Genomic DNA, 12644 nt, shown 5'->3' with positions numbered 1-12644 from the left:
TCATCAGCAGATACAACCTGTGCATTGTTTGCAGGAAGCGGTGGGGAGAGGCTACCAACTTACAATTGGGACATAGCTTTTCAAAAGCTTAGTATGCGTAAAATGCTTGAGACAAATCGTCCAAGTGATTTTCTGGAATTAATACCCAAAACAGACATCATTGGGAAAATGATGAAACCGCACTACCAGGCGCTTAGAGCATTACGCAATGATATTTTTCACCTACGTGACAATATAAATGAAATACAAAATTTTTTTGCTCGAGAGGAAGAACGCCTTATTTGGGCAAAAAATTTACATGCCGCTTTCGCAGAATTTTTCTCTGAGTACCGTATCCTATGTGAAGTACACCATGCAATTCAGGGCCGGAACATATCCGCAAAAATTAATAGCCAGCGCCTATAAATTACCCCTATTAAAATAAATGCCATCCGACAAAACAAATACTCAATCAATCTAAATTACAATAGAAAATTTTAACTATGCCAAAAGAAAAACGATTCCCCTCTCTTGAGGGTGTGAATAAATTACACGAAAACCATATAAAGCATATCAATATTCTTAAAACAACCTTAGAAAAATTACGCATAATCTCACAGAAAATTTGCATAGAGACTCACCCTAAATTCTCCCCAAAAATAAAAAGAATTCAGCTCAGATACTTCTTAAAAACTATAGAGGAAATGAATGAGGTTGCTTATCATGCATGCCTAATGAAAAGACACACAGCAGTAGAGGCAATCTCTAGAATATCAGTTGAAATGAGCGTAAATTTTATTTACATTGCCCAAGGAGAAAAACACTCTAGAGCAAAGGGGTTATTAAAATATTATATAGAAAAAGGGAAAAAATCCGCCAAAAAGTGGGAAGAGTTTCTAATTAGAAACAAAAACGAATCTTCTCTAGGAGCATCTCGTGACAGGTACAAAACTATGTTATTGAGAGAGCAGCTTTTAGGAGATTTAACACAGAGTCCATATGAAGCTTGGCCGAATAGCTCTCTTGAAAAATTTAAAAAAATTGGCTTCGAGGGGGGGTACAATAATATTTTTTCCCCTGCATCTGACTCAGTACACTTACTAGGAGAGGATATAATAAATATTTTCATAGGCACATTCTTACATGATAAAAATGCCGATGAATATTTCGATGGAATAATTAAAGAAAAACAAAGCTATGCTATTTATCTGCTTATTTGTTCAGCTGTGCTGCAATGGGAAGCACTTAGCTATGCTTCAGAAATTATTGCTGATCCGATATTAGAAAATGAACTAGAAGATGTACGCTCAGAGCTCATACCAATATACGAACAACATGAATTAGATTCAAAGTGGGCAAGGGAAACATCAATAATAAAAGATTAAAGATAGTCTCATAAGAAATAGCCCAAAATTGTGCTTTCCCATTTTACACAAACTGAGCGGTTAACTTAATCGCACGGAGATTAGCATAGCGGTATCAAGCACTAATCTCAATAGTAATTCCTGCAGCGACCGCTGTAATGCCTATATGCATCGAGTAGCAGGCTATTAGGCAGGATTCACTCCACACGCTTCGACAGCATCCACAGACTCTGTTATCAATCACGGTAAGAGCCTGTAGGCCACTAATAGAAAATTGCACTATCCGTGACAAAAATATTGGATTTTTGCAGTAACTGTGGCAAGAGGTCTTCAAGGCATGCCAAGAAAAGTGAAAAACTCATTACAAATCAATAGCTAAAATTTCATAACCTTTGGCACCCTACAAAAATAAATTATTAATTTTAAACATTAAATTTAAAGCGGCCGAGTGGCCGCTTTTTCTATTTGCGCAGCAACCCAGCGGATGGTGACCAGCAGCACCATGCGTAAAATTCAAACGGCGCACTGTCAGCATTAACGGCCCACACGGCAGTGACCCAATGCACAATATCGTCCTACCACCGCGTGCAGCCCACCATGGATTGCACACGGCATAGGGGTGTCAGATCAGCGCGAAATCTATAGAATTCACGAATATTGAGCACAGAAATAGACACAATGAACACGCATGAACGTCAGATCGAGCACGATTTCATCGCCAAGCTCAGTGAGCTCAAGTACATCGCACGCCCAGACATAATTGATCGCGCCGCGCTGGAAAAGAACTTTCGCGAGAGGTTCCAAGACCTCAACCGAGTCACGCTGACCGACACCGAGTTCGCCCGGCTATTGGATGAAATCGTTACCCCGGATGTCTACACCGCCGCCAAGACCCTGCGCAGCATCAACGCCTTCACCCGCGACGACGGCACGCCGCTGAACTACACGCTGGTGAACATCAAGGACTGGTGCAAAAACCACTTCGAGGTCATCCACCAGCTGCGTATCAACACCGACAACAGCCACCACCGTTACGATGTGATCCTACTCATCAACGGCGTGCCCTGCGTGCAAATCGAGCTGAAAACCCTGGGTGTCAATCCACGCCGGGCCATGGAACAGATCGTCGAATACAAGAACGACCCCGGCAACGGTTACACCAAGACGCTACTGTGCTTCATGCAGTTGTTCATCGTCAGCAACCGTGACCGCACTTATTACTTCGCCAACAACAACGCCCGTCACTTCGCTTTTAATGCCGACGAGCGCTTTCTGCCCATCTATGAGTTTGCAAATGAAGACAACCGCAAGATCACCCAACTGGACGAGTTTGCCGAGCATTTTCTGAAAAAATGCGACCTCGGCCGCACCATCAGCCGTTACATGGTGCTGCTCGCGGGCGAGCAGAAGCTCATGGTCATGCGCCCCTACCAAGTCTATGCCGTGCAGCACATCATCAAATGCATCGACGAAAACAACGGTAACGGCTTTATCTGGCACACCACGGGTAGCGGCAAAACGCTCACCTCCTTCAAAGCCTCAACGCTACTGAAGGAAAACGAGCACATCTACAAGTGTCTGTTCGTCGTGGACCGCAAAGATCTCGACCGCCAGACGCGGGAGGAATTCAACCGGTTCCAGGAAGGTTGCGTTGAAGAAAACACCAACACCGCAGCCCTGGTGCGCCGCTTGCTGTCAGAGGATTACGCAGACAAGGTCATTGTCACCACTATCCAGAAGCTGGGTCTCGCGCTGGACGAAAACAGCAAGCGCAACAAGCAGCGCAGCAAGAACGGCCAGGCCACCTACAAGGAACAGCTCGAAGCGCTACAGGACAAGCGCATCGTCTTCATCTTTGATGAATGCCACCGCTCTCAGTTTGGCGACAATCACAAGGCCATCAAGGCGTTCTTCCCGAAGGCACAGCTGTTCGGCTTCACTGGCACACCGATATTTGGTGGAGAAGATGGCAACGCCACTCGCATCAAAATCGACGGCGAGGTGGCCACGTATCAGACCACCGAAGAGCTCTTCCACAAGCGGCTCCACGCTTACACCATCACCAACGCCATCGAGGACGGCAATGTCCTGCGCTTCCACATCGATTACTTCAAACCCGAAGGCAAAAAGCCGCCCAAGCCCGGCGAAGCCATCGCCAAGAAGGCCGTCATTGAAGCCATCCTTGCCAAGCATGATGCCGCCACGGCTGGGCGCCGCTTCAACGCCATCCTCGCCACCGCGTCCATCAATGACGCCATCGAATACCACACGCTGTTCAAGACCATGCAGGCGGAGAAACAAGCTGCTGATCCGGATTTCAAGCCGCTAAACATCGCCTGCGTCTTCTCCCCGCCTGCCGAGGGCGACTCAGATGTGAAGCAGATCCAGGAAGACCTGCCACAGGAACAGGCGGACAACGAAGAAGACCCAGAGGGCAAAAAAGCCGCACTCAAGACCATCCTGGCCGATTACAACGCCCGCTATGGCACCAACCACCGCTTGAGCGAGTTCGACCTCTACTACCAGGATGTGCAAAAGCGCATCAAAGACCAGCAGTGGCCCAACTCCGACTACCCAGCCGCGCAGAAGATAGACATCACCATCGTGGTGGACATGCTGCTCACCGGTTTCGACTCCAAGTTCCTGAACACGCTCTACGTGGACAAGAACCTCAAGCACCATGGTTTGATCCAGGCCTTCTCGCGCACCAACCGCGTGCTTAACGGCACCAAGCCCTACGGCAACATCCTCGACTTCCGCCAGCAGCAGGGGTCTGTCGATGCCGCCATTGCTCTTTTTAGCGGAGAGAAGACCGCCGATCAGGTGCGGGAAATCTGGCTGGTAGACAAAGCCCCCATCATCATCCAGAAGCTGGAAACCGCTGTGCAAAAGCTGGATGACTTTATGAAATCCCAGGGCTTGGCCTGCACGCCTTCCGAGGTGGCTAACCTGAAGGGCGACGCCGCCCGCGCGGCCTTCGTCACCCACTTCAAGGAAGTGCAACGGCTCAAAACCCAGCTTGACCAGTACACCGATCTCAGCGAAGACAACAAAGCCGCCATCGAACAGGTACTGCCCAATGACCGCCTGCGTGGATTCAAGGGCCAGTACCTGGAAACCGCCAAGCAGCTCAGAGATCAGCAAAGCAAGACCGCCGGTAAGGACGACTCCACCGAAGACCCGCTGGACCAACTCGACTTCGAGTTCGTCCTCTTCGCGTCCGCCGTTATCGACTACGACTACATCATGGGCCTTATCGCCAACTACTCGGCCAAGGAGCCGGGCAAGGCCAAGATGAGCCGCGAGGAACTCATCGGCGTTATCAGCGCCGATGCCAAGTTCATCAATGAACGCGAAGATATTGCCAACTACATCGGCACACTCACCGCTGGCGAGGGACTCTCCGAAGCCGCCATCAAAGATGGCTATACCCGCTTCAAGGCCGAGCAGAATGCCAAGGAACTCAGCGCTATTGCCGCCAAACACGGTCTGGACACTGCCGCCCTACAAAGCTTTGTCGACGGCATCCTCGACCGCATGATCTTCGATGGCGAACAGCTCAGCGATCTGATGACCCCGCTAGACCTCGGCTGGAAAGCCCGCACCCAGGCAGAACTCGCCCTGATGGAAGACCTCCACCCACTTCTCACCAAGCGCGCCGGTGGCCGCGATATTTCAGGACTCAGTGCGTATGAGCAGTAAGAACAAAACCACCACAACGGATGAGGCAACGCGCGCGCTGGTGCCCAAGCTGCGGTTTCCGGAGTTTCGGGGTGCGGAGGGGTGGAAAGAAAAACAGCTTGGCGAATTCCTGACTGAAAGTCGACTGCCGGGAAGCAAGGGCAACGTCGCGAAGAAAATTACTGTCAAACTTTGGGGAAACGGAGTTTTCGAGAAGAACGAAGCCATTCAAGGCAGCATCAACACCCAGTATTTCCGACGCAAAGCAGGACAGTTCATCTACAGCAAACTTGATTTTCTGAATCAAGCTTTTGGCATCATTCCGCTCAGCTTGGACAACTTTGAGTCAACTGTCGATTTGCCATGCTTTGACATTGCTGACGGGCTCAACCCCGTGTTCCTTTTGGAATATGTCAAGCGCAGAGACTTTTATGAACGATTGGGTGAAACTGCCGATGGAAGTAGAAAGGCCAGACGCATTCATGCCGAAACTTTTCTCTCGTTCTCAGTCGCTCTTCCCTGCCCAGCCGAACAACAAAAAATCGCCGACTGCCTGAGTTCAGTAGACGTGTTGATCGCCGCGCAAGCGCGAAAAGTGGACGCGCTCAAGACCCATAAAAAAGGGCTGATGCAGCAGCTTTTCCCCCGCGAAGGTGAAACCCAACCCCGCCTCCGCTTCCCCAAATCCCAAAATACCGGAGAGTGGGAGGATAAGCTATTGGGAACCCTCATTGAAGAATTCAGAGGTAAATCAACCATTCAAGATGAGCACGAAGTGCTGACATCAGCTCGCAGTGGTTTGGTCAGGCAGCGTGAATACTACGACAATGACCGAATCACTGAGCGCGACAATATTGGATTTAATATAATTCCACCAAATTACATAACGTATCGAAGCCGAAGCGATGACCGTCAGTTCTTTTTCAATGAAAATAACCTTGGAATTTTCGGAATCGTGAGTGTCTATTACCCTGTGTTTCGATTCATTGATGGTTCAAACAAGTTCCTGATTGAGTTGCTATCAGCATTCTCTTGCATGATCGGTAAATATAGTGTTGGAACATCACAAACGGTCCTCTCACTAAATCAGCTTGGGCGCATCAGACTTCCGTTTCCACCAACGGAGAATGAACAACAACGCATCGCCTCATGCCTGAGAAGTCTCGACGCCTTGATCACCGCCGAGACCCAAAAGCTCGAAGCCCTCAAGACCCACAAAAAGGGCTTGATGCAACTGCTGTTCCCATCCCCGGAGGAGCTTGAGGCATGAACTCGAATTCCTATGAAGATTTGAATAGCTTAGCTGTCTACTTTCGACAGCAATTGGATGTCAAGAAGTTTGTTCTCCTCTATGCCTACAACGGAACAGGTAAGACCCGACTATCTACAACTTTCAAAGACCTCGGCAAAAAATCGACCACAGATACGCTGGCGAATGAGGTGGGAGAGTCGCTGGAAACGGAGGCGGGTGAAGCAATTGAGGCCGAGGTCATACAGCGTGATACGCTTTACTTCAATGCCTACACTGAAGACTTGTTTACATGGCACAACGATCTCGATGGGGACAGCGAACGTTATTTAGTCCTTCATCCATCGTCCAGATTCTTCGCTGGGCTTGAAGAGCTGGAGATGGATACCCGGATTCGTCCGCTGTTGCAGCGTTACGCGGACTTCGATTTCCGGCTGGATACAATCCCGGTAAAGGATGAGCAGGGCAAGTTCATCCGGGATGACCGGATTGTGCGTTTCTCGCGCGAAGTGATGGTTGGAGAGACGACCTCTACCGTAGACAACATCAAAATTTCGCGGGGCGAGGAGAACATATTTATCTGGTGCTTTTTCCTCGCCATTGTCCGTCTGGCGATGGATGACGACGGCAACGGACCCTACAGATGGGTCAGATACATCTACATCGACGATCCGATTTCCTCGCTCGATGAACACAACGCCATCATAGTCGCCAGTCATCTGGCGCAGCTATACCGCGAGACGCCGAACCAGCTCAAGACTGTCATCTCCACGCACCACATTTTGTTTTTCAATGTGCTGAGCAACGAGATCAAGAATTTACTCAACACGCGGGACTTTCCGCAATATTGTCTCAACAGGGATCGAACCGGTGGTGGCTACAAGTTGCATCGGCAAAAATCTGACACTCCGTTCTTCCACCACGTTGCATCACTGGTAGAGCTTTATGAGGCCGCGCAGAACGACAAGATCTATACGTACCACTTCAACACGCTGAGATCAGTTCTGGAAAAGGCTGCCGTGTTTCACGGTTACGGGCATTTTTCTGCTTGCATTAAGAAAGACCCCAGAGATGCCGAAGGCATTCTTCACCAGCGATTCATCGACCTCCTTAGCCACGGAAAATATTCGCTGTATGAACCGAAGGAGATGGGCGAAGAAACACGAGACTATTTCCGCACCATCCTTTACGGTTTCCTGAAGGACTACCCTTTTAATCCTGCACTGTTTCCAGTTGCACAAAGCACAGCCACGGGGGCTCCCACTCTGGTAGCACCAATTGCCGAGTCACCTGCGCAGGCACCAACACCATGACCGATCTCATTCTCTACACCACCGAAGACGGCCGCTGCCAGATCAAGCTGCGGGCGCAGGAGCAAACCGTCTGGCTGACGCAGCGGGAAATGGCTCAGCTCTTTGACGTAAGCACGGACAATATTGGGCTGCACCTCAAGAATATCTTCGAGGATGGTGAACTGCGTCGAGAGGCAACTACCGAGGAATCCTCGGTAGTTCAAACCGAAGGAGGGCGAGAAGTACAGCGCCCCGTCACGCTCTACAACCTCGATGCCATTCTCGCCGTCGGCTATCGCGTGCGCTCGCCGCGTGGGGTTCAGTTCCGCCGCTGGGCTTCTACCGTCCTGAAAGAGTACCTGACCAAGGGCTTTGTGATGGACGACGAGCGGCTGAAGAACCCGGATGGCCGCCCGGACTATTTCGACGAGATGCTGGCGCGCATTCGGGACATCCGGGCCTCCGAGAAGCGCTTTTACCAGAAGGTGCGCGATCTGTTTGCGCTTTCCAGCGACTACGACAAAACGGACAAGGCCACGCAGGTTTTCTTCGCCACCGTGCAGAACCTGTTGATCTACGCCGTGACGCAACAGACCGCCGCCGAACTGATCACCGCCCGCGCCAATCCGGCTGATTCAAATTTCGGCCTGCTTTCCTGGAAGGGTAACAAGGTACGTAAGGCCGATATCGTGGTGGCCAAAAACTATTTGACCGAGGACGAGGTCGATACCCTGAACCGGCTGGTGGTGATCTTTCTGGAAACCGCCGAACTGCGGGCCAAGAGCAAGCAAGAGACGCGCATGGCCTTCTGGAAACAGAACGTCGATCAGATCATCACCTCTAACGGCTTTCCACTGCTCACCCACGCCGGCACCATCAGCCATGAGCAGATGGAAGCACGCACCGGTGAGCTATACCTCCAGTTTGACCAGAACCGCAAACGGCAGGAAGCCATTGCTGCCGACCAGCAAGACGAGATCGATCTAAAGGCGCTGGAGAATGCCTTGAAAAGGCGAGCAAAGCCATGAGCGAACTGGCTTATTGCCACTCAGACATCAAGGCCATCTGGAACAGGCACATAGCCATCCACAGCGCCCATCCAAAGAATTCGACGAAAACACACCATGACTGAACAAAACCAAAAACAACTGGGCAACACCCTTTGGAGCATCGCCGACCAACTACGCGGGTCGATGGATGCGGACGACTTCCGCGACTACATGCTGTCCTTCCTCTTCCTGCGCTATCTCTCCGACAACTACGAGACGGCGGCGAAGAAGGAGCTGGGGCGGGACTATCCGAAAGAGGACGAATATGGGTGCCAGGTGCCGCTGGCGCGCTGGTATGACGCCAATGAGAGTGATATTCCTGCGTTTGAAAAGCAGATGCGCCGCAAGGTGCATTACGTCATCCGGCCTGAACACCTGTGGAATAGTATTGCCAATCTGGCACGCACTCAGAGCAAGTATTTGTTGAGCAGGCTGCAGGATGGTTTTAAATATATCGAGACAGAATCGTTTGAGAGCACTTTCCAGGGCTTGTTCTCAGAGATTGACCTCTCCTCTCCCAAGCTTGGCAAAACTTACGAAGACCGCAACGCCAAGCTTTGCACCATCATCCAGAAGATTGCCGAAGGGCTGGCGGAATTCTCCACCGATATCGACGCATTGGGCGATGCCTATGAATATCTGATCGGCCAGTTTGCCGCCGGGTCGGGCAAAAAAGCGGGCGAGTTCTACACCCCGCAGCAGATATCCGACATTCTCTCCGCCATCGTCACGCTGGACAGCCAGGAACCCAAAACCGGTACCAAGAAGCGGCTGGAAAGCGTGATGGACTTTGCTTGCGGCTCCGGTTCGCTGTTGCTCAACGTGCGCAAGAAGGTGGCCAAGGCGGGTGGCACCATCGGCAAAATCTTCGGCCAGGAAAAGAACATCACCACCTACAACCTGGCACGCATGAATATGCTGTTGCACGGCGTAAAGGACACGGAGTTCGAGATCTTCCACGGCGACACCCTGCTCAACGAGTGGGACATGATGCGCGAGCAGAATCCGGCCAAAAGGCCGAGCTTTGACGCCATCGTTGCGAACCCGCCTTTCAGCTACCGCTGGGAACCGACCGACGCGCTGGCAGACGACGTGCGCTTCAAAAACCATGGCCTCGCGCCCAAGTCCGCTGCCGACTTTGCCTTCCTGCTGCATGGCTTCCACTACCTCAAAGACGAAGGAGTGATGACCATTATCCTGCCGCACGGCGTGCTGTTCCGGGGTGGTGCCGAGGAACGCATCCGCACCAAGCTGCTCAAGGACGGCCACATCGACACCGTCATCGGCTTGCCTGCCAATCTGTTCTACTCCACCGGCATTCCGGTCTGCATCCTGGTGCTGAAAAAGTGCAAGAAGCCCGACGACGTGCTTTTCATCAACGCCGCCGAGCACTTTGTGAAAGGCAAACGCCAGAACCAGCTGACCGATGAGCACATCGCAAAAATTATCGACACCTACCAGCAACGGCCAGAAAAGCCTATCGAGCGCTACGCCCGCAGGGTTGAGATGGCGGAGATTGAGAAGAACGACTTCAACCTGAATATCTCCCGCTACATCAGCACGGCAGTAGCTGAAGAAGAAGTCGACCTAAAAGTGGTAAATCAGACACTTGTCGATATCGAGCAAGAGATTGCTAAGGCCAAGGCCAAGCACAATGCCTTCCTCAAGGAATTGGGGCTGCCGTTATTGCCTTAAGGGTTTGCGTAGCTGGATATAGTTGCTACCAGATGTGGAACAGGAACGAATAAGCCAAACTATCGTAGCTTGGCTTTTTTCCGACTACTGTTGCAGAACAAGAAACTGAATAGCATGGCAATCATGCGTAAGCCGTATTACATCCTGTATCATTGCGCTCTCGCATGTTTAGATCATTGACATGAGCCGCCTGTCCCAATCCCAAAAAGTCGCCCAGCTGTTGCGCAGTCATCCCGGCCAGCGTTTCACTGCCCGCCAGATTGCCAGCGCCATCGTGAATCAATACCCGGAAGACTACGCCGACAAGCGCAGCAACCCGCGCTTTGCCAACGACAAGGCCTTTCTCTCCCAAGTGGTGGCAGAGATTGGCGCGCAGAAAGATGCCATCATCGGCGCGGATAGCCGGATACGCTGGCAAGACAAACCTCGGCCACGGGTGTACTGGTATGAAGCCACGAATGCGGTGGCGGAAACGGTAATTGAAGAAGACGAAGACGACAGCCCAATGGCCGAACAGGCCGATCTAAGCGAACACCAGCTGTATCCGCTACTGATGCAATATCTGCAAACCGAACTGTCCTTGTATGGCCTGCGTGTAGACGAAAAACGCTCACGCAACCAGCGCGGCAGTGGCGGCAACCATTGGCTGCACCCTGACCTGGTGGCCATGCAACCAGTGGCTAAAGACTGGCACGAATTGGTGCGTAGCTGCGTGCTGCACGGTGGCGGCCAAAGCGTGCGGCTGTGGGCTTTTGAAGTAAAGAAAGACCTGACCCGGGGCAATGTACGCAAGTCCTTCTTCCAGGCCGTCAGCAACGCCAGTTGGGCCAATGAAGGCTACCTGGTTTGCACCGGCATCGTCGGCAAAGACACAGAAGACGAATTGCGCATGCTATCCGCACTGCACGGTATAGGCGTCATCGTGCTGGACAGCAGCAACCCCAGCGAAAGCGAGATCGTTGTCCCTGCCCGCGCCCGTCAGGATGTCGACTGGCAATCGGTCCACCGACTGGTGGAAGAAAACGAAGACATGCGGGAATTCGTAGAACTGGTCTCCACCTACTACCAAACCGGCCGCCTACGGCCACAAGACTGGAATAAGTGTTAATCCCAGCCTTGCCAGCCTGATCCCCCCACCGGATAATTGACCTCGTGCCGTTCAATAGCGGCACCGGGATTGGCGTCCCGACGAATCTCGGCGGACTGCAGCGAAAGCTCCAGTCCTCACACCATTGCTGCGCGCAATTATGGCGGGCCTTGGTGGGAGCATCCTAGATGCGCCGGTTCCGAGATTCCGGTAACGCCAATCCCGCCTTGTGCCTGCCACCCCCCGATTGGCGTCGGAGATGCAGGTGAGCACCTAAATCTCGGAGAGCCTTACCATGACAAGCATTTCCCGCAGTGCGTCTCACTTTGCCGTACCCCACTCCACGTCGTCCCGCCAGCGCTGGCTGGTCCATTCCGGGATGTCTACCCACCCTAGCCACGCCAGCCTGTTGGCCATGGCCCAGCTGCATGCGGCGTTTGAAGCGCTGCAAGTGCTGCTGTCCCAGCCAGACCATGCAGACCTGCGCGCGCCGGCTGCCCAGCTGGCCCACCTGTGTCGAGAGATCGAGCACGCGGTGGTGGAGTCTGTTTGCCTGCTGGCGCAAAGCCAGCTGGGCCTGCAGGCTTTGCTGGACCTGCTGTCTTGCCTGGGTGAGGACATCCGCCTGCCTTCCAGCCGGCTGAAGGAGCTGCTGCAGCCGGTGGATAAGCAGATCACCGCCTCGCTTGGCTACCTGAGCAAGGTGCTGTAAGCCACCCACGCTGGCCGGGCCGGCCCGGTGCGGGCCCGGCTTTTTTCTCTTGTCCTTCTTTCCGGAGGATGCGCCATGTGCCGCGTATTGACGCCCTCGCTCCGCCTGCGCCGCCGCGCCTTTGCCCGCGCCCGCTGGCAGGGCGGCCGCCCCCTGCCCGCTTGCGCCTTGCCGCTGGCAGAGCTGAACCAAACCTTTGCCCTGCTGCAGCCGCTGCTGGCCAAGCCCGCCCATGCGGACCTGCGCCTGCCGGTGGCCCGGCTGGCCAGGCTGTTTGCCCAGCTGGATGAAACCATGGAGGAAAGCGCCCACACCCTGGCCCACGCCACCAACCATCTGCAATCCCTGCTGGACAGGCTGCGCCTGGCCAACAAAACCGCCCTGCCGGCCCGCCAGCTGTACAGCCTGCTGATGCCGCTTTACCAGCAGCTGCTGCGGGCGCGTTATCAGCTGGAAATGACGCAGTAAAAGCGGCCGGAAAAGGCAAGCCCGCCAGGCCATTGGGCCAGTTCAGGCCGGTTTTGGGGCCGGAACGG

10 protein-coding genes are annotated in these 12644 nt (G+C 52.9%); all 10 read left to right on the top strand.

Features of this window, described 5'->3' with window-relative positions; genetic code table 11:
* On the top strand, positions 1–405 hold a 405-nt coding region (locus QUG01_RS14915; protein WP_500830824.1), incomplete at its 5' end, for a hypothetical protein.
* Between the two features lie 77 nt (positions 406–482).
* Positions 483–1364: a DUF5677 domain-containing protein gene (locus QUG01_RS14910; protein WP_141113193.1), complete on the top strand. Its 882-nt coding sequence runs from the start codon at positions 483–485 to the stop codon at positions 1362–1364.
* A gap of 657 nt (positions 1365–2021) precedes the next feature.
* Positions 2022–5045, top strand: a complete 3024-nt coding sequence (locus QUG01_RS14905; protein ID WP_500830823.1) for a type I restriction endonuclease subunit R — start codon at positions 2022–2024, stop codon at positions 5043–5045.
* Complete coding sequence (locus tag QUG01_RS14900; protein ID WP_500830822.1) at positions 5035–6294, top strand: restriction endonuclease subunit S; 1260 nt, start codon at positions 5035–5037, stop codon at positions 6292–6294. The genes QUG01_RS14905 and QUG01_RS14900 overlap by 11 nt, the downstream gene beginning before the upstream one ends.
* Positions 6291–7586, top strand: a complete 1296-nt coding sequence (locus tag QUG01_RS14895; protein ID WP_500830821.1) for an AAA family ATPase — start codon at positions 6291–6293, stop codon at positions 7584–7586. The genes QUG01_RS14900 and QUG01_RS14895 overlap by 4 nt, the downstream gene beginning before the upstream one ends.
* Positions 7583–8593 carry a virulence RhuM family protein gene (locus QUG01_RS14890; RefSeq protein WP_500830820.1) on the top strand — a complete coding sequence of 337 codons (1011 nt, stop codon included), beginning with the start codon at positions 7583–7585 and terminating at the stop codon, positions 8591–8593. The genes QUG01_RS14895 and QUG01_RS14890 overlap by 4 nt, the downstream gene beginning before the upstream one ends.
* Positions 8594–8689: 96 nt before the next feature.
* Positions 8690–10309, top strand: coding sequence for a type I restriction-modification system subunit M (locus QUG01_RS14885; RefSeq protein ID WP_500830819.1), 1620 nt, complete (start codon positions 8690–8692; stop codon positions 10307–10309).
* A gap of 181 nt (positions 10310–10490) precedes the next feature.
* Positions 10491–11417: a COG2958 family protein gene (locus QUG01_RS14880; RefSeq protein WP_500830818.1), complete on the top strand. Its 927-nt coding sequence runs from the start codon at positions 10491–10493 to the stop codon at positions 11415–11417.
* A 274-nt stretch (positions 11418–11691) separates the two neighbouring features.
* Positions 11692–12108: a DUF1484 family protein gene (locus tag QUG01_RS14875; protein WP_106075384.1), complete on the top strand. Its 417-nt coding sequence runs from the start codon at positions 11692–11694 to the stop codon at positions 12106–12108.
* Between the two features lie 75 nt (positions 12109–12183).
* Positions 12184–12576: a DUF1484 family protein gene (locus tag QUG01_RS14870; protein WP_500830817.1), complete on the top strand. Its 393-nt coding sequence runs from the start codon at positions 12184–12186 to the stop codon at positions 12574–12576.
* Positions 12577–12644: the final 68 nt, after the last annotated feature.

The sequence above is a fragment of the Chromobacterium sp. CCUG 76385 genome, from assembly GCF_059916625.1.
Note: the sequence above shows the minus strand (reverse complement) of the source record. Positions and strands in the feature narration are given on the sequence as shown.

Coding starts and splice junctions, on each gene's coding strand:
- QUG01_RS14900 (WP_500830822.1), top strand. CDS start 5,035: ATGAGCAGTAAGAACAAAACCACCACAACGGATGAGGCAACGCGCGCG.
- QUG01_RS14905 (WP_500830823.1), top strand. CDS start 2,022: ATGAACACGCATGAACGTCAGATCGAGCACGATTTCATCGCCAAGCTC.
- QUG01_RS14910 (WP_141113193.1), top strand. CDS start 483: ATGCCAAAAGAAAAACGATTCCCCTCTCTTGAGGGTGTGAATAAATTA.
- QUG01_RS14885 (WP_500830819.1), top strand. CDS start 8,690: ATGACTGAACAAAACCAAAAACAACTGGGCAACACCCTTTGGAGCATC.
- QUG01_RS14890 (WP_500830820.1), top strand. CDS start 7,583: ATGACCGATCTCATTCTCTACACCACCGAAGACGGCCGCTGCCAGATC.
- QUG01_RS14880 (WP_500830818.1), top strand. CDS start 10,491: ATGAGCCGCCTGTCCCAATCCCAAAAAGTCGCCCAGCTGTTGCGCAGT.
- QUG01_RS14870 (WP_500830817.1), top strand. CDS start 12,184: ATGTGCCGCGTATTGACGCCCTCGCTCCGCCTGCGCCGCCGCGCCTTT.
- QUG01_RS14875 (WP_106075384.1), top strand. CDS start 11,692: ATGACAAGCATTTCCCGCAGTGCGTCTCACTTTGCCGTACCCCACTCC.
- QUG01_RS14895 (WP_500830821.1), top strand. CDS start 6,291: ATGAACTCGAATTCCTATGAAGATTTGAATAGCTTAGCTGTCTACTTT.